This window comes from Pseudomonas sp. D1HM (genome assembly GCF_019266105.1).
In the GTDB taxonomy this organism is placed as follows: domain Bacteria; phylum Pseudomonadota; class Gammaproteobacteria; order Pseudomonadales; family Pseudomonadaceae; genus Aquipseudomonas; species Aquipseudomonas taetrolens.
This window is the reverse complement of the sequence record NZ_LRMN01000024.1, coordinates 1-21,478: the sequence shown is the minus strand read 5'-3', so window position 1 is coordinate 21,478 and position 21,478 is coordinate 1. Positions and strand designations below refer to the sequence as shown.

14 protein-coding genes are annotated in these 21,478 nt (G+C 58.9%); 13 read left to right on the top strand and 1 reads right to left on the bottom strand.

Annotated features, from left to right (window positions below):
• Positions 1-78: 78 nt before the first annotated feature.
• The 6 genes from AWM69_RS20595 to AWM69_RS20570 all read left to right on the top strand — a co-directional run bounded on the left by AWM69_RS20595 (position 79) and on the right by AWM69_RS20570 (position 4,666).
• Entirely contained in the window at positions 79-669 is a 591-nt protein-coding gene (locus tag AWM69_RS20595; RefSeq protein WP_131654920.1) for a TerD family protein, read from the top strand.
• Entirely contained in the window at positions 666-1,877 is a 1,212-nt protein-coding gene (locus AWM69_RS20590; protein ID WP_218728221.1) for a TerD family protein, read from the top strand. Before AWM69_RS20595 ends, AWM69_RS20590 begins: the two co-directional genes overlap by 4 nt.
• A 66-nt stretch (positions 1,878-1,943) precedes the next feature.
• Positions 1,944-2,393, top strand: a complete 450-nt coding sequence (locus AWM69_RS20585) for a tellurite resistance TerB family protein (RefSeq protein WP_131654922.1) — start codon at positions 1,944-1,946, stop codon at positions 2,391-2,393.
• A 7-nt stretch (positions 2,394-2,400) separates the two neighbouring features.
• Positions 2,401-3,447, top strand: coding sequence for a TerC/Alx family metal homeostasis membrane protein (locus AWM69_RS20580; RefSeq protein ID WP_131654923.1), 1,047 nt, complete (start codon positions 2,401-2,403; stop codon positions 3,445-3,447).
• A 26-nt stretch (positions 3,448-3,473) separates the two neighbouring features.
• Positions 3,474-4,049: a TerD family protein gene (locus tag AWM69_RS20575; RefSeq protein ID WP_048383507.1), complete on the top strand. Its 576-nt coding sequence runs from the start codon at positions 3,474-3,476 to the stop codon at positions 4,047-4,049.
• Positions 4,050-4,087: 38 nt separating this feature from the next.
• The gene (locus tag AWM69_RS20570) at positions 4,088-4,666 is read left to right on the top strand and encodes a TerD family protein (RefSeq protein WP_048383510.1); all 579 of its coding nucleotides are present in this window, start codon (positions 4,088-4,090) and stop codon (positions 4,664-4,666) included.
• A 98-nt stretch (positions 4,667-4,764) separates the two neighbouring features.
• On the opposite strand, the gene AWM69_RS20565 is transcribed toward AWM69_RS20570, so the two are convergent.
• Complete coding sequence (locus AWM69_RS20565) at positions 4,765-7,734, bottom strand: autotransporter domain-containing protein (RefSeq protein WP_218728220.1); 2,970 nt, start codon at positions 7,732-7,734, stop codon at positions 4,765-4,767.
• Positions 7,735-7,924: 190 nt separating this feature from the next.
• Here AWM69_RS20565 and AWM69_RS20560 point away from each other — a divergent pair, with 190 nt between their 5' ends.
• The 7 genes from AWM69_RS20560 to AWM69_RS20530 all read left to right on the top strand — a co-directional run bounded on the left by AWM69_RS20560 (position 7,925) and on the right by AWM69_RS20530 (position 21,448).
• Positions 7,925-12,631, top strand: a complete 4,707-nt coding sequence (locus AWM69_RS20560; RefSeq protein ID WP_218728219.1) for an AAA domain-containing protein — start codon at positions 7,925-7,927, stop codon at positions 12,629-12,631.
• 341 nt (positions 12,632-12,972) lie between these two features.
• Positions 12,973-13,491 carry an Hcp family type VI secretion system effector gene (locus AWM69_RS20555; protein WP_218728218.1) on the top strand — a complete coding sequence of 173 codons (519 nt, stop codon included), beginning with the start codon at positions 12,973-12,975 and terminating at the stop codon, positions 13,489-13,491.
• Between the two features lie 65 nt (positions 13,492-13,556).
• Positions 13,557-14,453: a DUF4123 domain-containing protein gene (locus AWM69_RS20550; RefSeq protein ID WP_218728217.1), complete on the top strand. Its 897-nt coding sequence runs from the start codon at positions 13,557-13,559 to the stop codon at positions 14,451-14,453.
• Positions 14,453-18,091, top strand: coding sequence for a toxin VasX (locus AWM69_RS20545; protein WP_256930469.1), 3,639 nt, complete (start codon positions 14,453-14,455; stop codon positions 18,089-18,091). The genes AWM69_RS20550 and AWM69_RS20545 overlap by 1 nt, the downstream gene beginning before the upstream one ends.
• A complete protein-coding gene (locus AWM69_RS20540; protein ID WP_256930468.1) occupies positions 18,088-19,230 on the top strand; it encodes a hypothetical protein in 1,143 nt (380 codons plus the stop codon). Before AWM69_RS20545 ends, AWM69_RS20540 begins: the two co-directional genes overlap by 4 nt.
• Positions 19,227-20,345 carry a hypothetical protein gene (locus AWM69_RS20535; protein ID WP_218728216.1) on the top strand — a complete coding sequence of 373 codons (1,119 nt, stop codon included), beginning with the start codon at positions 19,227-19,229 and terminating at the stop codon, positions 20,343-20,345. The genes AWM69_RS20540 and AWM69_RS20535 overlap by 4 nt, the downstream gene beginning before the upstream one ends.
• Complete coding sequence (locus AWM69_RS20530; RefSeq protein WP_218728215.1) at positions 20,342-21,448, top strand: hypothetical protein; 1,107 nt, start codon at positions 20,342-20,344, stop codon at positions 21,446-21,448. The genes AWM69_RS20535 and AWM69_RS20530 overlap by 4 nt, the downstream gene beginning before the upstream one ends.
• Positions 21,449-21,478 lie beyond the last annotated feature (30 nt).

Sequence of the window (21,478 nt, the reverse complement as noted above, 5' to 3'; positions counted from 1 at the left end):
AAGCCAGGCATGTCAATAATCAGCAATCCCCTATGGTAAACAGCACCTCGTGCACCATTGCAGACAAGGAGACGCTTCATGGCCATTTCGCTGTCCAAGAACCAAACCATATCCCTTGAGAAAGAAGCCGGAACCGGCCTCAAGAAAATCCGCATGGGCCTTGGCTGGGACCCGGTCAAACCGAGTGGTTTCTTTGCCAAGCTGCTGAGCAGCGATGCGGCTGTCGACCTGGATGCTTCGTGCATCGTGCTCGACAGCGGCAAGCAACCCCTGGATCTGGTGTGGTTTCGCCAGCTCAAATCCAACGATGGCTCTATTGTTCACTCCGGCGACAACCGCACGGGCGAGGGCGATGGCGACGACGAGTCGATCCAGGTCAACCTGGAGCAACTGCCTTCGGCGGTCAAGCATCTGGTGTTTACCGTGAACTCGTTCACCGGGCAAAACTTTGAAGCGGTAGAAAATGCTTACTGCCGTATCGTCGATGAACTCACCGGTAAAGAGCTGGCGCGTTTCAACCTGTCCGAGAAAGGCCGTCATACGGGTGTGGTCATGGCCTGCCTGAGCCGCACGTCGGCGGGCTGGGACCTGACGGCAATCGGCTCGGTTGCCAATGGTCGTACTGCTCAGGATCTGAGCAACGAGGCAGCCAAGGCGGTGCGCGCATGACTACTTTGACCCCGGGCGCCAACACGGCGGTCGCTTCCGGTACGTTGAGCGTCACGATCGGCTACACCCCTGTACCGGGCGCCGACCTGGACGTGTCGGCGTTCCTGCTCAATGAATCGGGCAAGGTGCGTGGCGACAATGACATGTGTTTCTTCGGCCAGCAGAGCGTCAATAATGGCGCCGTAAAGCTGGTTGAGTCAGCTGCCGGGCGCAGTGTGTTCAGCCTGAATCTGGATGCGATTGATGCTGCGATCGAGAAAGTCGCGCTGACCGCAACCATCTATGAGAACAAGGCCAACTTCGCCGCATTCCCACAGCTGACGGTCTCGGTGAGTGGCGGTATTGAAGCACCGATTCCGACCCAGGGCATGCAGGAAACCGCACTGATCCTCGGTGAGTTCTATCGTCGCCAGGGCGTGTGGAAGTTCCGTTGCGTTGCCCAGGGGTTTGCCGGTGGTCTGGCCCCCCTCGCTCAGCATTTTGGTGTCGAAATCGCTGCACCCGCACCTGCTGCACCTGCACCTGCACCTGCACCTGCAGCGGCGCCAGCCCCGGCCCCTGCTGCCCCCGCGCCAGCCCCTGCTTCAAGGGTCAACCTGTCGAAGATCACCCTGGACAAGCAACGGCCGTCGATCAGCCTTGAGAAAAAGGACGGGGATTTTGGCGAGATCAAAATCAACCTCAACTGGAACCGCGCCACGCCGAGCGGCGGTGGCGGTTTCTTTGCTTCCTTGCGCGGCAAGTCGGGCGGCATCGACCTGGATGTAGGCTGCCTGTACGAAATGGACAATGGCCGCAAGGGCGCGGTCCAGGCCCTGGGCAATGCCTTTGGCGACTTCCGTGACGAACCGTTCATCCAGTTGATGGGCGATGACCGTACCGGTGCCGTGAGCGATGGCGAGTGGCTGCGGATCAACGGTAAGGAATGGCGCAAGATGCGCCGTGTGCTGGTTTACGCGTTTATCTACGAAGGTGCACCGAACTGGCAAACCACGGACGGTGTCATCACCTTGTACATACCGGGTGAACCGCCGATCGAGGTGCGTCTGAGCGAAGAGGGCGGTACCAAGGGCATGTGCGCCATTGCTCTGCTCGAAAACGTCGGCGGCAGCGTGAAGGTGAACCGCAAGGTCGAGTTTTTCAAAGGGCATTCAGATATGGATAAAGCGTTTGGCTGGGGCATGCGCTGGTCTGCCGGCTCCAAATGAGCGCTGTGTAATTGGCCGCCTGCCGAGGCAGGCGCTGTTCCCTCAACTTTTGAAAAGGTAACTCCCATGCTCGAATGGCTGAAAACCAACGCAACGGCTGCCCGTGACAAGCTTTCATCGGAAGTCAGCAAGTTCAAGAACCGTGAATTCATGGAAGCCGTGGTTTCCGGGTGTGCACTGGTTGCGGCTGCCGATGGCGACATCAGCAGCAGCGAAAAACAGAAGATGATCGGTTTTATCCAGAACTCGAATGAGCTGAAAGCGTTTGATGTCAAAGACGTGATCAAGTCGTTCAGCGAGGTCTGCGACAAGTTTGAATTTGACCAGCAAATCGGCCGTGCAGAAGCACTGAAGGCGATTGGTCAATTACGTAAAAAAGAAGATGCTGCCCGTCTGCTGGTGCGTGTGTGCTGCGCAATCGGTAGTGCCGACGGCAACTTTGATGAAAGTGAGCGGGCTGCTTGCCGCACTATCTGCAATGAGCTGGGGTTGAACCCTGGCGATTTTGATCTCTGAGGACATCATGGAAAACACGGCAATTGGCTTTCCGCCAACTACCATCGCTGTATTTGTGGCTCTGGCGGTCATTGCTCTGGCAATCGACCTGTTCACCCACAAAAGCGATAAACCGGTCTCGCTGACCAACGCCGCCGTCTGGTCGGTGTTCTGGGTGCTGATCTCGCTCGCGTTTGCGGGCTACCTGTATTACGCCCACGGCCCAAGCGTGGCCAGCCTGTTCGTTACCGGTTACGCACTGGAAAAAGTCCTCAGTGTCGACAACCTGTTCGTGTTCATGGCGATCTTCGCCTGGTTCAAGATCCCTGATGCCTTGCGTCACCGGGTGCTGTACTGGGGGATCATCGGCGCCATCGTATTCCGCCTGATCTTCGTAGCTATCGGTACCGGCCTGCTGGCCTTTGGCCCTTGGGTCGAAGTGCTGTTCGCGGTGGTCGTGGCCTGGACGGCGATCATGATGTTGCGCAGCAAGGAAGAAGACGAAGAGGAAGATTATTCCAAGCACATGGCCTACCGTTTTGCGAAAAAACTGTTCCCGGTCTGGCCGAAACTGCACGGACATAATTTCTTTGTTTCACGCAAAGAGCTTGAAAAAGAGATCACGAAGCCGCAGAACAAGGGAATGACCCTGGTGGGCAAGGGCGCTTTGTTTGCGACGCCGCTGTTTCTGTGTGTGGTGGTGGTCGAGGTTTCGGACATTCTGTTCGCTTTCGACTCCGTACCGGCAGTGATCGCAGTCAGCCGTGAGCCGTTGATCGTTTACTCGGCCATGATGTTCGCCATCCTGGGCCTGCGGACCATGTACTTTGTCCTCGAAGCCCTGAAGCGTTACCTGGTTCACCTGGAAAAAGCGGTTATCGCACTGTTGTTCTTTATCGCCGGCAAGCTGGCCCTGAACGCGACCGATCACTTGTTTGGCCATGGTTATGAAATTGATCCAAACACCAGCCTGATCGTGGTGTTGGTGGTATTGGCCATTGGTATCGTGGCCAGCATCATCTTTCCTGGTAAGGATGAAGAGCAATCCGACGTTAAAAACGACACGAACGCTTGATCGCACATTATTAAGGAGAATTACTCATGGCACTTTCCCTTTCCAAAGGCGGCAACCTGTCTCTGTCCAAAGAAGCCCCCGGGATGACTAAAGTCCTGGTAGGCCTGGGCTGGGATGCTCGTTCCACCGATGGTCAAGATTTCGACCTGGATGCGAGCGCTTTCTTGCTCAAGGCTGACGGTAAAGTCCGGGCTGACTCCGATTTCATTTTTTACAACCAGCTGAAAAGCGTCGATGGTTCGGTTGAGCACACCGGTGACAACCGTACCGGCGAAGGCGACGGCGACGACGAGGCGATCAAGGTCGACCTGTCCAAAGTCCCGGCCGATATCGACCGGATCGCCTTCACGGTGACCATTCACGAAGCCGAAGCGCGCAAGCAGAACTTTGGTCAGGTACGCGGTGCATTCATCCGCATCGTGAACCAGGACAACAACAGCGAAGTCGCACGTTATGACCTGGCTGAAGATGCCAGCACCGAAACCGCGATGATTTTTGCTGAGCTGTATCGCAATGGCGCCGAGTGGAAGTTCCGCGCGGTCGGTCAAGGCTTCGCCGGTGGCCTGAAGCCATTGGCTGAAAGCTATGGCCTGAAATTCTGATCTGTCCCCATCAACTTTTTATATAAGGGTTCACGAACATGGCAGTAAGTCTGAGTAAAGGCGGTAACGTTTCCCTGACTAAAGAAGCACCTGGCCTGACAGAAGTTATTGTCGGCCTGGGTTGGGATCCACGGGTTACCGACGGTCAGGATTTCGACCTGGACGCCTCGGTATTTATCGTGGGTGAGAGCGGCAAAGTGCTGAACGACGGCAGCTTTGTGTTCTACAACAACAAAACTTCTCCGGACGGCAACGTCGTGCACCAGGGCGACAACCGCTCGGGCGCAGGTGAGGGCGATGACGAACAGGTCAACGTAAACCTGGCTGGCCTGGCACAAGAAGCCAAGAAACTGGCTTTCGCCGTGACCATTCACGAAGCTGAAGGCCGCAAGCAGAGCTTCGGTCAAGTGTCGAACGCTTACATCCGCGTTCTGAACAAGGCTGACAACAAAGAGCTGGCACGCTTTGACCTGAGTGAAGATGCGTCGACTGAAACCGCGATGGTTTTCGGCGAGCTGTATCGCAATGGCGAAGAGTGGAAGTTCAAGGCAATCGGCCAAGGCTTTGCAGGCGGTCTGGCACCGTTGGCATCGAACTTTGGCGTTAACCTGGGCTAAACCCCGGCGTTAATAAAAAGGCCCTCTCCGGTTTCGGAAAGGGCCTTTTTTAATGCCGGTCTTGTAGCGGCAGCCGCGGGTAACCCATCAGGTTTTCCTCAGAAGCTCAGCTGCCATTGCCCCATCAGACCGTGGTTGCGGCTGTTGCTGCCGATATCACCGGTGTAGCCGACGGCCAGTGTCTGGTGCGCTGACAGGCCGAGATCAAGCCCGGCTTCGAGCACCAGACTGTTGCGATCCAGCGAGCTGCCTTCAACATTGAACGCTGATCCGCCGAGTACAAAGGCCTGGCGGGTAGAACTGCCGGTATCGCCATAGGTGTGCTTCCAGCCAGCGCTCAGGCGCGGTGTCAGGCTCATGCCGTTCTGCAGGTGGCCCATGTGTGCTAAACGCACGCCCAGTGTGCTGCTGGCGTTTTCCTGGGTTTGCGCCTCCACTCGCAGTGCCGCGGCACCGCCTTTTTCGGTATAGCGCTCGCGATGGTAGCGCTGATAACCCAGATTGACGAAAGGCTCAGCAGTCAGACGCCCGCTGCCCAGCGCATAGCCCAACTCGGCAAAGGCTTGCTGACTGTTGGCGTGGTAATCGCCTTTGGGCTGATCTGAAAAACCGTCAAATGCGACGGTGCGTTTGCTGTCGCCGTTATGGCCGCTATAGGCCGCCCCCAAACGCAAGGCCAGGGCACCGCTTTGGCGAATGGCATATGCGCCGGCATGCCAACTGTTGACCGCACCGTCCATACCGCGGGAGTCAACCTCGGTTTTTGAATACCCCCCCAGCAGACCCATGCGCCAGTCCGGGGTCAGTGCCCAGTCCGCACCCAGCAAACCGCCCTGGGTGCGCTGCGTCATATCGTTGCTGCCGTGCTCGCCGTCCAGTCGACCGTAACTGCCGATCCCTTGAAGCCAGAGTCGACCTTGTGCCTGTGGATCATTGAGGTGGCGTACTCCGGACGGAACCCCGGTAGCCACCAGCGACGGGGTGTCGTGACGGCTGGTTGCCACCTGTAGCCCGTGGCCCGCGCCCAGTGAGTACATGGCTGCCAGCAGGCTGTTGCCGACTTGTCGGGTCGCGCCCAGGGTGGCGCTGCTCAGGCTGGCATTGCTGCTGCCTGCCAGTTGCTCAATGGCTGGCGCAGCGGCTTGTGCATGAGTGTTGAGCAGGGCGTTATACAACGTGTTGCCCGGTTTTAGCTGGCTCAGGCTGAGGGCTGCACTGCGACCGTTGGCGCTGCTGGCGTAATCGGCAAACGCCACGTCATTGCGCGCATAGCTCAGCTCAACGCTGCCCGGGGTGTAGCTGAGGGTGGGGGTGAGAAAGGCGTAATCACTGGTGACTTCACCAAAGGTGCCGTTGACCGAACCTGCGTTCAGCACCGTGTACTGGCTTAGCCAGGGATAAGTGCCACTGCCGGCATTGATTGCCAGGGTGGCACCGTTCAGGTTGACGCTGCCTCCGACGTGCAGGGGCGCACTGCTGCCATCGGCATTGACGCCATAGGCCAGGGTGGCGCCCCGGTCGAGTATCAGGTCATGGATGACGCTTACGCTGCCCCGTTGCGCATCGGTTTGCAGTGTACCGTTGACCAACAGGTTGCCGACACTGCCCCCGCCCGCATAAACACCGCCCTCATCGACGGTCAGGGTGCCGTTGATGGCGCCCTGATTGATCAGGCGTGCGCCGCTGAAAATCTTGCCGCCAGCGCTGAAGTCATCCTGGCTGGTGAGTGTCCAGCTGCCGGCCTTCACGTCCAGCCATTCGAAGTTTCGACTGTTACCGAAGCTGCCGCCCGCCGGGTCCTCAAACACCACACGGTCATCACCCCTGCCGCCGTCGACCACACCGTTGAAGTGGCTGGCACCGCCCAATGTCAGCGAGTCATTGCCTGCACCCAGATCCAGTGCCTGGCCATTGCTGCCACTGATCAGGCCGTGGTTGAGCACCCGATCATCAAACTCGCCGACAAACTTCACCCCAAACCCGTTTTGCCCCTCAATGCTGCCCTGGTTAACCAGCGTCGTTGCGGCGACACCGGAACCCTCGCTGCCATCATCCACCAGCAACGCATTGTTGGCGCCAATGACCCGTGCGCCTTGGGCGTTGAGGACATAACCACCGCCCAGGGCAATACCTTCGCTGCCGTTGGCGAAGCCGTTCTTGTCGACACCCCCGGCGCCGGCGCCCTCAATCACCCCGTAGTTTTCGATATGGGCGACCAGGTCGATGTCCACACCGTCGCCATCACCGTTGGGCTTGAGCCCGGAGTAAGCACCGGTAATGGTGCCGTAGTTGATCACCGTGCCGTTACCATCCGAGCCGAAGCCCGAACCGTTACGCCCGGTCACGTCGCCGTGGTTGTACAGCGTGGCGCCCAGGTCGGTGGTTATCCCGTGGCGTCCGCCGGACACTCTGCCGTGGTTGGTCACGACAACGCCGGGGGCAGAGTCAATGTCGATGCCGTCGAACTTGTCGTTGTCGGTCAGTGCATCGCCCGCAGAAATTTCGCCATCGTTGAGGATCGTTGCATGGGCGCCGGTTTTTATCCCGTCGCTGAACTCCCCGCGAATCACACCTCCCGTACGATTGAGCACCGTGGTGGAAACGCCGGGACTGCGTAACGCGTCGAGGTCAATGCCCTGGCCGCTGCCGGTGGAACGGATCGTGCCACTGTTGTCGATCAGCAGGCTGGCGCGGCTGAAGTTGGTATCGATACGCAAGGCATCGTTGTTGCCCTGAATCGTCGCGCCGCTGCGATTGAGAATACTGTAGCGGTGTTCGCCGTCTTCACTGCCGCTGCTGTCGATAGCGCGTCCGCCCGTGGAGATCAGGCTGCCTGCGTTATCGATCACGACCCCTTTGCCGAGGGTGCTGCCCTTGAGGGTGACGGCCACTTTGGCAGTCGTCAGGCTGGCGTTCGAATGGAGGGTCAAGGAATCCCTGGCGCTCAGTTTCAGGGCGCCGGTCTCGGGGGAAGTCAGGACGGTGTCGTTGGCGAACGTCTGCGAGATAAAACCACTGGAGCTGATGAGCGCAATGGCGAGTGCAAGGCGCTGGGGTGAGGCGGGCATGGCGAACGACCTTTTTTTGTAATAACCGGACCGTCTTGTATAACGGGAGGTTTTTACAGAATGATGTAGCTGACTACCGCCCGAACCTCTGTATCGTGTCGACCATTGCAGGTTTTTTCGCTTTCACCCGGCGCACTCAGGTTTTCTCGATGAAGACCGCGCCCTCTTATCAAAGTGGTTCAGTTCAAACATGGATACAGTACGCGCACGTCTCGCCGGTCTGATTGAATTCGTCAAACAGACGGCGCTCATGCAAAAGCGCCCGGCGCTAACAGTGAGCCAGCACAAAACATTTGGCATCACTGAAGAAAAACTGAGGGCCTTGCCGGGCGTCAGCCTGGATGTGCAAGACGCCGCCGACGATGAAATATGGTTACGGCTTGAGCGATTGCACGAAACCAGGCCTCCGGCGCCACTCAGCCTGTTGCTGATGCAGTGGATTGAACTCAAGGGGACTCCGCAGACCGAACCGGCCCTCAAAGCGCGGGTGAACCGCCAGGAGCTGCTCAACAGCGGTGTGCTGTCCGAACCCGAGCGTTCACGCTTAACGGCCACCGGTATCCATGTCGGCGAAGAGGTTTTGCCTGATGAGTGGGTGAATCTGGACGACTGTCTGGATGCCGATGATATAAAGGCTCAGCTCAAGTCCTACACCCAAACCGCGTGGCAGGTATGGGCGGTGGAAGAAAAGCAGCGCCGTAAAAGCATTGAGCTTTACGCTGAACTGTTTTTGCTGGTGCAGCAGATGCAAGGCAACCTGGGGGATGCCCAGCTGGAGCTGGTCTGGGGGATGGGCGTTTCGACATGGGAACACCCCGTGGTCGGTGTCATCCATTACCCGTTGATTAGCCAGTTGGTCGAGGTCGGCATTAACCCGGACAACATGGCCATTGAAGTGCGCCCGCGCTCGGTCGAACCCCGACTCGAAGTGGACGCCTATGTGGCGGCGGAAATCGCCGGTGTGGGGCCACTGGATAAGCAGGCCAAGGCATTTTTCAAGCAGGAACAGGCCGGTATCAGCCCGTTTGATGCCGCCAGCCATGAGCCTGTGATTCGCCTGGCATCCACCTTGCTGGATGCCCAGGGCGTGTACCTGCCACCCACGCTCACTGAAGAGGACCGTTCGGTGCCCAAGGCGGGGGAGCACCTGTGTGTCACAGACACCTGGACCCTGTTTGCACGTGCCCGCGACAGCAATATGTTTATCGAGGATCTGGGGCGGTTTGAAGGCGCAATGGACGCGCTGGAGGTAATGCCACCGGCTTTGCAGGCGATTTTGACCGAGCCTTCAGACGTGCTGGAAGACCTTGAGCTGCCGCCGTTTCGCGGATTGTCATATGTCAGCGGCTCACAAGGAGGTGATAGCCCCGCTGCGAAGGCCCACGAGCTGTATTTCCCCAAACCGTATAACGACGAACAAGTGCAAATCATCCAGTTGCTGGAAGTGCATGACGGCGTTGTGGTTCAGGGCCCGCCCGGAACCGGCAAGACCCACACCATCGCCAACGTCATCAGTCATTACCTGGCCAACGGCAAGCGTGTATTGGTGACGTCCATGAAGGATCCGGCGCTGGCGGTGCTCCAGGAAAAACTCCCCGAAGACATTCGTCCACTGGCGATCAGTTTGTTGAGCAGTGAAGCGGACGGCATGAAGCAGTTCGAGTTCGCGATTCAAAAGATATCGGCAGAGGTTCAGCGTATTGATCGAGCGCTGTACAAGCGTGAAATCAGTCAGATTGATGACGAAATCAATGCGCTTCACGGGCAGATTTCCGGTGTGGATCGGGAAATCACTCACTGGGCCGAGCGCAATCTGTCGGACCTCGAAATAGACGGCGAGCGCCTCAGCCCGACCCATGCCGCGCAGCAGGTCGCCACGCATCAGGACGAAGTCACCCGTTTTGCCGACCGTCTCAGTCTGGGAGATGAGCACCGTCCGCAGTTCACTGTGCAAGACATTATCGCCTTGCGTCAGGCCCGTTCAGAGCTCCGGGAATCGTTGTCTTACCTGGGACACAGCGTACCTCGGCTGGCTGATTTTCCAGAGGCACAGACGCTGATCCAGGTTCATCAGGACCTGGCTCGGGAAAGCCAGCTGCAGCACAAGGAAAGTACGGGCGAAGTGCCTCGGCTGGTGGATTCCAGTGCTCAAACCCTGGAGCAGGCGCAGGCATTGGCTGAGCATCTGGAGCACTTGCAGGCGCTGCGTACACAGATCAAGACCACCGCCCAGGACTGGGTGCCCGCGATGCAGGCTTATCTGTCACGCAGCGGTGACAGCGATGTACTGGGGCTTTTCGACACTCTCAAGGGTGAAATAGAAACCCTCCTGTCGGGACGAAAAGCCTTCGTGGCCCGGCCGGTGAGCTTGACGTTTGAGCTGCAAGCGCAGCCTGAAGTGCTGACGGCCATCGAGAACCTGGCCCAGGGCCGCCGCCCGTTCGGCCTGTCGGGACTGATCGGCAAAGGCGCACAAAGGCAGTTGCTGGACGAAATAGTCGTGCTCGGCAGCAAGCCGCAAAACGATGAAGACTGGGCGCATGTGCATGGGTTTGTGCGCTTCCAGCAGCACAGCCGAACCCTGCTCCTGCGCTGGAATGCACTGGCAGCCGAGATGCCGCTGCCGACGCTGGAAACGGATGCCGAGCATCTGGTGGCCGCCGCCCGGGCGATTGAGCTATTCGATGATCTGGTGCGTGCTCATCACTGGGAAACCCGCGCCCAGGCTGAACTCAGGCAGTTACTCCCGGAGTGGGCTGAAGCCAGCCAGCTGAGTGGGGATGACGCGGTACTGGCCACTGCGCAAAGTATCTTGCAGCACTATTTGATTCGTCATCGCCTGGCCGCCACCTGGGCCACCAAGGAAGCCTTCAACAAGGCGCTGGCGGGCTGTGGCGGGGCGGTGAGCGAGCGGTTGCAAGGGTTTTTCGACCTGAGCCTGGGGCAACCCGGCGTGGATACGTCCGACATTCAGGCGCAGTGGTCTGAGCTGATGGACGAGTTGCGCCGGGTTCTGGCGCTGGCAGACTCGCTCGCTACCGTACAGCGGGTGACGGACCTCATCGCACAGAGCGGTGGGTTGATCTGGGCTGCACGCTTGCGCGAAGAGCCCGGCTTGCAGCCGGTGGATACCCTGCTGGCGGACAACTGCCTGGACGTCTGGCGCCTGAGCCGTTTGGCGCATTACCTCGAGAGCATCGATGGCCGCAAAGACCTCAAGCGGTTGTTTAAAGTACGCGGTGAGCTGGAGTTGAGCCTGTCGCGGCTGTATCAGGATGCCGTGGTTAAACGGACCTGGCTGCGCTTGTCGGAGAACGCCACGCCAAGTGTCAGGGCGGCCCTTGAGTTGTACCGTACGGCGATCCGTAAAATCGGCAAGGGCACCGGCGTACGAGCCGGTCGTTATCGTCAGGATGCGCGGCTGGCGGCCGATGTGGCGATCTCGGCTATCCCGTGCTGGATCATGCCCCATTACCGGATTTGCGAGAGCCTGCCGGCACAGTACGGCGCATTTGACCTGGTGATCATCGACGAAGCATCGCAGTCTGATTTGAGTGCATTGCCGGCGTTGCTACGGGCCAGGAAAGTGCTGGTAGTGGGGGATGACAAGCAGGTCTCGCCGGACGGTATCGGCATGGAAGAAGAGCGCGTGCAGACCATGATGACGCGTTTTCTGGGCAATCAGGTGGCGCTGTATCGGCCATTGATGTCCCCTGAGCGCTCGCTCTATGACCTGTTCAAAGTGGTGTTTGCCAAGAGCGGAACCATGCTGCGTGAACACTTTCGTTGTGTGGCGCCCATCATTGAATACTCCAAGCGCGAGTTTTATAACCACGAACTCAAGCCACTGCGCCTGCCGATGATGATCGAGCGGCTGGACCCGCCGCTGATCGACCTGTTGGTGATGGACGGGGTGAAAAAAGGCAAGTTCAACCTCGGCGAAGCCAATGTGATCGTCGAGGAAATCCGCCGCTTGATTGCCATGCCGCAGATTGCGGGCCGCAGCATCGGCGTGGTCTCGTTGCTGGGAGCCGAGCAAGCGCAAAAAATCATGCAGATGCTGACCCAGGCACTGGGGGAAGAGGTGATCACCCAGTTCCAGATCAGCTGTGGTGATGCGCGTACGTTCCAGGGCAAGGAACGCGACATCATGTTCCTGTCGATGGTCGCGTCCCCGGGAGACTGTTTTGCCAATACCCGTGACTCGATTGCCCAGCGTTTCAACGTGGCGGCTTCACGGGCACGTGACCGCATGTACCTGGTGCGCAGCGTCGAGATCAGCGACCTGAGCCCTGTCGACAGTTTGCGCCGTGGCCTGATCGAACACTTCGAAACGCCGTTTGCCCAGGATGCGGTGCAGGTCACTGACTTGCGCGAGTTGTGTGAGTCCGGCTTTGAGTGCGATATGTACGATGAGCTGACCCGACGTGGTTATCGGGTGATCCCGCAGGTCGGCGTGGGCGCCTATCGCATCGACATGGTGGTTGAAGGGCATAACGACAGCCGTCTGGCCATCGAGTGCGATGGCGATCGCTTTCACGGCCCGGATCGCTGGGACAGTGACATGCGCCGGCAACGCATTCTGGAACGGGCGGGCTGGCGCTTCTGGCGCTGCTTTGCTTCGGCGTTCACCCTCAATCGCCAAGCGATTATCGATGACCTGCTGGCAACCTTGAAGGCGATGGACATCGAACCTGCCAGCGGTGAAGGTGCGGCGCCGAGCATTCATGTCGAGCGGCGCCAGGTGTTTGGATTTCAGCGCGATGATGAGGGGAGCGAAGAGGGCAGCACGCGTCGTCATGACGATCGACCTGCCAAGGATCCGTTCTTGATCTGGATCCCCGATGCGGCCCGTGTCGAAAGTGAAGTCGACTTACTTTTACCACAGACGGTTTAAGTCATTAACGGGCAGGTGCAAGGATTGAATCTGCCCATTGTCGCAATAGTGAACTGCGCAATTATTTGCGCAGTTCAAACTTGATCACGTTGTGGATAACACCTCGCAGGGCTTATCGCTCAAGGCCTGTAGAGGAGTGCGCAAGAAATTGCACACGCTGCGCAACTTCTTGCGCAACTTTTAGTGGTTTTAAGGGTGTTTTTTATCCTGAACTAAACAAAGTTACGCTGCAGTCAGTGGTTTATAAGGGTTGAATATAAGTTGGCATAAGTCTTGAACTCTTGTTGTGGTCTCGCAGACTTTTTTCGCGGGAAAACTACAACTTTTGCAAGGAGAGTTCCATGGCTACGCCAGCGTATATGTCTGTCAATGGCGAGAGACAAGGTCTGATCACGAGTGGTGCTTTTACCGCCGACTCAGTGGGCAATATCTATCAGGAAGGGCATGAAGACGAAGTGATGGTTCAGGCCTTCAGCCATGAAGTCATCATTCCCCGTGATCCCCAGTCGGGCCAACCCACCGGGCAGCGCGTTCACAAACCGGTATGCATTACCAAAGTCTTTGACAAGGCCTCGCCGCTGTTACTGGCAGCCCTGACTTCCGGTGAGCGGATTACTTCGGTAGAAATCAAGTGGTATCGGACTTCGGCTTCCGGTACTCAAGAGCATTACTACACCACCCTGCTTGAAGACGCGATCATCGTGGATATCAAGGATTACATGCATAACTGCCAGGACCCGGCCAACTCGCACTTCACTCACCTCGAAGACGTGCACTTCACGTATCGCAAAATTACATGGACTCACGAAATCAGTGGGACTTCCGGCTCTGACGACTGGCGGACACCGGTCGCCAGTTAAACCCAGGTTTCCCTAACACGTCATCGGCCCTTATACGGGCCGATGACGTACGCAGGTGACTCAGTATGTTTAAACCTGAAGTTTCGTTGTCCGACGGCTTGCCCGTCGATCTGGACTGGCAAGGTTGTACCGGGTTGTTACTGGATGCGGTACGCCTGATCAAATTATCCCGCCACTTGGAACAGTGGACCAATCCCTGGGTCTTTGAGCCTCTTTACACCGCTGCGCATATGGCGGGCCTCGAGAGCCTGTCGCCTCGTGTGGTGAAAGTTGAAGGCCCGCAGCAGGCGGTGTTGCAACAGTTTCTGGCCGAGGCTGATGAAGAGTGGGGCTACCTGCTGTTCTGCGATGGCTCCTGGGAAACCCTGATGGAACATCTGCGCTGGTTAACCGTGGTACGCATGCCGTACGGGCAGGATGTTTTGCTGCGCATAGCTGACCCGGGTGTCGTACATGGGTTGCTGGACAGGGCGGTCGAGGCGGGTGATCCCACGTTGTTCGGCCCGTGTCATCAGATCCTGCTCGCCGACGGCGCCCTGGGTGGCTGGCATCTGCACTCGCGTCCAGGCCCTGCATCCAAAGCGCGACATGGCACGCGCTACGCATTATCCGCGCAAGACCTGGAAGTGCTCGAAACCGTGAGTTTGCGCAACGTAATGATGGTGCTCAAGGCCCACATGCAACATTACTTTCCTGCCTACCTGGAGCATGTCCCGCTGACCGGGCGTTGGGATCGGTTGAATGAGCTGGTAACGGCATCGTATGCGCGGGGATTCAGCAGCGAACTCGATATCACCCTTTACGCCAACATTCACGGTTATCTCGGAGAGGACGCGCTCAATGCCCATCCTGACCTTGAGCATCTTCTGAGCCGTGGCTCGGCGTTGACCCCGTCCCGGCGCGTTGAAATAGCCGCTGAAATCGCCAGATGCAGAGCGCTAGGCCTGCAGGAGCCCTTCTGATGTCGACTGCGTTCTTTCCTAAAAACCCCAACAACGTCATCAAGTCGCGCAGTGATGCACGAAGCTTCATGGGCGTCTGCCCGCTGATGAAGTCCACGGTGCAACTGGTGCCGTTGCGTTACGGGCTCGTGGACAATCCGATGCTGGATCCGTCTGCCGAGGTGACGATGCCGTTTGCCCTCAGTGCGCGTCCGCTGGGGATTCGCTTGTTGCGCGATGGCTGGTTGTACGTGATCGAGGGCAGCAGCGGCTTGTTGTCCGAGTACCGCGTGGAGGACGGTCTGGTCAGCGCCATGCTGTGGCAGGGCCAGGCGGTGGTGGAGGATGAGCGCGAAGCCCCGATCCATCTGCCGAGCCTGATCTTTGCCAAGTCCAGCACCGTGCATGTGGCTTATGCCGAGGTGCAATGGACGGCGAAAAAATGCCATCAGGTGCTGGATGATCCCGGCGAGCGTGATCACTTCATGCAGGCGGTGGATTTGAGTGCCGTCGATTGTGAAACCGGTGCGCCGCATTTGCTGACGTATGACATGGCAGAGCATTGGCTGGCTGAAGCGGCAACCGAGCGGGTCGAGGCCGGGCAGCACGCATCCTCCCTGGACGAGCAGGCAGAAAGCACCCGCCGGCGAATGGATGACGCGCTGCCCGAGCATGAGCGCCAGCCCTATGTGTGGGAACGCCCCCAGCGTTTTGAACAGGTGTCGATGAACCGGCTGACCGCTTGCATCGACCCGCACTACCGTGACGACACGCTGTACCTGGTGCTGGATGACACCCTCGGGGTGCTGCGTGACCTGGCCAACTATCAGGATCAGGTGATCGGCTGGATCGATGACTGGGCCAGCGGCGGTGCGCAGAAGGGCGATAACGAGCGCGATTATCTGCTGGCCTGCTACATCGAATCCCTCAGCCAAATGAGCGAGTCTGATCTTTCGGCTCTGGCCAATACCAGCGATGACCTGGCGATCAATGCCCTGTTTGCCGACCTGGAGCGCTTGCCCGACTCCGAGCGTCGGGAGACTCAGGCCGCGCTGCGTGACTACCTGAACAAGGGCGGTCTGATGCTGCCACCGGCTGGCAGTGCGGTGCCTGAAGCACTGGCGGATGCCCGCGCAGCGGCGCAGGAACAGGCTGCACGGAGTGCTCCTTCGTTTAACGGGGGCCTGGCTATGGAGGCGCTGGGAGCGATGGAAGATGTCGACCGTCGGTATTTTACCCGCGAGCACTTTCGGAGCGCGCCGGCTGCTTTCGTCGACAGCCATTTCGAAGCGCTGGTGGCGCTGGGCAAGCAGCAGCATCGGCAGATCGACGACATCCTGCACGGCAGCAAACTGGGCCAGCGCGGGGTCAATGACCTGATTGACCGTGATGCCATGGACCGCGAACTGACGGCCCACCGTGCCGGGCTGGCGCGCTGGAACCTGCTGCTCGATCGCATCACTGCCGATCGCGTGGCGCTGGTGACGGGCGGCGCCTTTCACAAGGCCGCGTGGTATTTCGACCCGCTCTACATCGCCCATGCCCGGCATGCCTTTACCCTCGAATATGCCTGCCTCAAGGACATTTGCCGCAGCGACGAAGCCTGCGACCAGCTGTTTGACTACATCGAGCGCGAACCGCAGTTCAGCCGCCCGCTCTATTACACCTTGCCCTTTAGTGAGCAAACCGCATTGTGGGTGCAGTACGCGTTTTTGAGCGCCGCCGGCCTGACCCTGTTCAACAACGGGCCTGAGCTGCTGGCCCGTATGATGCGCATTGAGCAGGGACGTTTACCGGTACTGGATGACTTGCCCGAGAGCACGCGGATCGTGGTCAATGCCGCGCAGCACACCTTGACCCCGGCCCTCAATCGGGGGCTGGAGCTGTTGCTCGCCAGCTTTGAGGGCTTGTTTGACGGTAAAGCCATTCCCGATGTCGACGACCTGTTGCGCCGGCTGCCCACTGGCCTCAAAGCCCGATTGTTGGTGGCGGCTAAAACCGAAGGCGTCACGTTCAAGTTCGCCTCGACGCAGGAGCTGGTCAAGTTGCGTTCCACCTTGCAGGAGCTGGCGGAGCAACTGCCCAGAAAGGCCTGGCTCAAGAAAGAGCGCGGCCAGTCCAATCGTCTCAATGGGCACAAGTCCCCAAAATCCCAAGCGCTCATGGCAGAGCTCCACGAGCTTAACCGGCAGATCGAGGTCAACCAGCGACGGCTGGCCGCCAGCATGAGCCCGATCCCGGAACTGCCGGATTACCACGAACGGCTGTATGGGGCCACGCCGGGACGCGCGGGGCTGACGGCCATCTTCCCGCCCGAGGGCCGGCAACAAGTCGCCGGCCTGATGGAAAACTTCCGCAAAGGCATCACCAGCGCGCCACCGCTGAACGTACTGGGGGATGGAGCGGCGCTGCTGCTGTTTGTGGCCCAGGCGGTGAATTTGGTGCAGGTGATAAAGGAGTTGGCAGGTCAGAGCCCAAATAAACAGGACTGGAAACCCTTCTACAGTGCGGTAGCTGCAACTGGTGCCACAGGTTTTGCGGCGGCTCAGGGTATTTTCGACACAGCATTAAGTGCCCAGGCGAAAGTCTTGCAGCTGGCAATGAACACCAACACATTGAGCCGGCTGCAAGTGTGGATGGGAAAACTGCACGTTGGCCTAGGGGGAGGCGCTTACCTTATGGGCTTCATTTCAGCGGGGATCAGTCTTGACGCATATCGCTCCAATTGGGTGCAAGCGGTGCGCAGCGGCAATCGGGCGGCCCAGCACAGTGCCATCGTGACAATGGTCGCAGCGGGAGGCCTGATGCTGAGCAACGCCTACGGTTTTAACCATACCTTTTATTCCGGTTATCTCGTACTGAAGGCTGCCAAAGGAGAAGCCCGGCGGGCCGCATGGCGAGCGGCCGGACAGCGGCTTAGTCGTGTGTTCTTTCGTTCCAGCCCGGCCGGCGGCCTGTTTACGATTCTTGAGCTGGCCGGGACCTGGTTGTACAACCGCTACAACCTCAGCGCCCAGGATAAATGGCTGCAATGCACCCCGTGGGGCCGGGAGGCCGACAAGCGCAAGGCGGTGAGCTTCGAGCTGTTTCAGCTCTACCTGCAGGCTCTGTTGCAGGCGCCCTTTGTCCAGATCAAGGGCGCAGAAGAGGAACCGTTCTGGCGCAGCCTGCTGCTCACCAGCCAACCGGGTGAGGTTTTCCTGGTCTTCCCGGGGCTCAGTCGCGCGGATTTTCAAGCCACGCTGCAGGGTACAGCCTGGCGTGGCTTGCTGATTGGTGCGCAACGCACCACCACCCTTCGCGAGGGCAGCCGCGGCTTGCCTCTGGTACGGCGTGAAGACATCAGTGCCGAGGTGGAGGCCGGTTTGAGTCGGGTGGTGAGCCAGCAAGAGCGCGAAGGCCAGGGCAGCCCGCTGGCATTGACGTTGCGATTACCGCGTAACCCTGAGCGAGCCTCAGCGTTAATGTCCGAGGAGATCGTGCTTGAGTTGGTACTGCAGACCCTGGATGAGGGCGGCGAGGTGCTGGTGCAAACCTATTGCATTCGCTTCAACCCCCGGGAAACCGGGCGCTTTCCCGCTACCGAGCCGAGCCAGCCCAGCCCCGGCCTGCCGTTGCTGGCGGTGCATATCCTGGAACTCGAGGAGGTCGTGCAATGAGCGGCTCCTCAGTGAACGACTCTTCAATGAGCAGTGAGATCAAGCCAGCCCCGACACCTGCCAAACGTGCCGGTGATATCGAGTATTTCCCTGCCGGGCAGAAAACCTACCTGGCGCCCTTGCCGCTGCCCACCGGGGCGCAGCCCTATTGCCCGTATATCAGCGACCACAACGATATCTACCTGGACTTTGGGGGCGGGATGCCGAATGTGTTTTCTTATCAGGCTAACCTTGGTATTCCGTTTATGTGCGCTTGCTTAATTGGCGTCGGTGCTCCGTTATTGCTTGGCTTAGGTTTCGCACTTATGGGGAGTGGCATAGAGAAGATATGGGAGGGAATGACCGGTGCATTTTTGGCAGGCCGGTGGATCGCTTTTAATACATGGCTAGCCGGTTCAACCATGTGTTTCGCCATCTGGCTCTACCATCACCTACTGTTTATCCGGGTCATTCCCACACGCTTCAACCGTCAGCGACGGGAGGTGTGTTTTATGCTCGAGGAGGAGGCGGAGCCGTTGTTTGTGCCGTGGGAGGCGTTGTCAGCCTGGGTGGTGCAGGAGCAGGCCGCGAGCCAGTACGGGGTGGTGCGCGAGTATGAAATGGGCATGGGTTTCGAGCACGAAGGGGAGTGGGTGCGGCTGGAGTTCCAGTGCGAGGGGCTGCAGTTGGCTATCGCCCATTGGGAGGCGGTTCGCGGGTACATGGAGTATGAACTCGATGACCTCAAGGCTGTTCAGGACCCGCTGGAGTTGTCAGGGCCTGACGATCCACCCCACGAAGGCCTGCACACGTTCCGCAATGCCCGCGCCCGTCTGCACCAGCAGATACGGGACAAAGAAGCAGGCTGGGTGTACGGGTTTTTCTGGTACTTCTACCACGTGATGACCCTGTGGACATTGCCGAACCGGCTGGTGGAGTGGGAGATAAAGCGCATCGCCAAAGTCGGACGTCGAGAATTGCCTGACGCCATGCGCGAATGGTCCGAACCCCTTCCACCCGAACAATGGGCCACGCCTGGCCGCGACCTGGTGCGCCTGAGCGCCAGGGTCAACGCCCTGAGCAAACGCTTCCCGCGCAAACCCATCACTGAGGTATTCGCCGAGGTGTGTCGGGGGGAGCCCAAGGAGGGCCGGGCATGACGCAGCCTGACGTTGTAAAGCCCTCTCCGACACCTGCCAAACGTGCCGGTGATATCGAGTATTTCCCTGCCGGGCAGAAAACCTACCTGGCGCCCTTGCCGCTGCCCACCGGGGCGCAGCCCTATTGTCCGTATATCAGCGACCACAACGATATCTATCTGGACTTTGGGGGCGGGATGCCGAATGTGTTTTCTTATCAAGCTAACTTGGGTATTCCGCTTATGTGCGCCTCTCTCACGACTTGGGGGTTTTCAATATTGCTCTGGTTTTGGGGCGTGTTTCAGGGAGGCAGTGCTGCAGAAAGCTGGTTGTTTGCGCGGGATTATTTCTTGGCTACCTGGTCATACGGCGTAAAGACATGGCTAGCCGGTTCAACCATGTGCTTCGCCATCTGGCTCTACCATCACCTACTGTTTATCCGGGTCATTCCCACGCGCTTCAACCGTCAACGACGGGAGGTGTGTTTTATGCTCGAGGAGGAGGCGGAGCCGTTGTTTGTGCCGTGGGAGTCGTTGTCAGCCTGGGTGGTGCAGGAGCAGGCAGCGAGCCAGTACGGAGTGGTGCGCGAGTATGAAATGGGCATGGGCTTCGAGCACGAAGGGGAGTGGGTGCGGCTGGAGTTCCAGTGCGAGGGGCTGCAGTTGGCGATCGCCCATTGGGAGGCGGTTCGCGGGTATATGGAGTATGAACTCGATGACCTCAAGGCTGTTCAGGACCCGCTGGAGTTGTCAGGGCCTGACGATCCACTCCACGAAGGCCTGCACACGTTCCGCAATGCCCGCGCCCGTCTGCACCAGCAGATACGGGACAAAGAAGCAGGCTGGGTGTACGGGTTTTTCTGGTACTTCTACCACGTGATGACCCTGTGGACACTGCCGAACCGGTTGGTGGAGTGGGAGATAAAGCGCATAGCCAAAGTCGGACGTCGAGAATTGCCTGACGCCATGCGCGAATGGTCCGAACCCCTTCCACCCGAACAATGGGCCACGCCTGGCCGCGACCTGGTGCGCCTGAGCGCCAAGGTCAAGGCCCTGAGCAAACGCTTCCCGCGCAAACCCATCACTGAGGTGTTCGCGGAGGTGTGTCGGGGGGAGCCCAAGGAGGGCCGGGCATGACGCAGCCTGACGTTGTAAAGCCCTCTCCTTCACCCGTCAAACGTGCCGGTGATATCGAGTATTTCCCTGCCGGGCAGAAAACCTACCTGGCGCCCTTGCCGCTGCCCACCGGGGCGCAGCCCTATTGCCCGTATATCAGCGACCACAACGATATCTACCTGGACTTTGGGGGCGGGATGCCGAATGTGTTTTCTTATCAGATGAATTTGGGAGGGGTGTTTGCGTACGCCTGTCTGGTTGCTTTTGGGTTTCCTCTGATAGGGGGAGGTATAGGCGTGGTTTTAGGATTAAGTGGCGAGGTTATTCTGAACTCGATCAAAGGGATGTTTTTTGCTGCCTGGAGACCAGCTATCTATGGTTGGCTAGCGGCATCAACCATGTGCTTCGCCATCTGGCTCTACCATCACCTGCTGTTTATCCGGGTCATTCCCACGCGCTTCAACCGTCAGCGACGGGAGGTGTGTTTTATGCTCGAGGAGGAGGCGGAGCCGTTGTTTGTGCCGTGGGAGTCGTTGTCGGCCTGGGTGGTGCAGGAGCAGGCAGCGAGCCAGTACGGGGTGGTACGTGAGTATGAAATGGGCATGGGTTTCGAGCACGAAGGGGAGTGGGTGCGGCTGGAGTTCCTGTGCGGGGGGCTGCAGTTGGCGATCGCCCATTGGGAGGCGGTTCGCGGGTATATGGAATACGAACTAGATGAACTCAAGGCTGTTCAGGACCCGCTGGAGTTGTCAGGGCCTGACGATCCACTCCACGAAGGCCTGCACACGTTCCGCAATGCCCGCGCCCGTCTGCACCAGCAGATACGGGACAAAGAAGCAGGTTGGGTGTACGGGTTTTTCTGGTACTTCTACCACGTGATGACCCTGTGGACACTGCCGAACCGGCTGGTGGAGTGGGAGATAAAGCGCATCGCCAAAGTCGGACGTCGAGAATTGCCAGACGCCATGCGCGAATGGTCCGAACCCCTTCCACCCGAGCAATGGGCCCCGCCTGGCCGCGACCTGGTGCGCCTGAGCGCCAAGGTCAAGGCCCTGAGCAAACGCTTCCCGCGAAAACCCATCACTGAGGTGTTCGCCGAGGTGTGTCGGGGGGAGTCTCGTTGACTGCGCTGCGTGTGATCGTACAACCGCCTT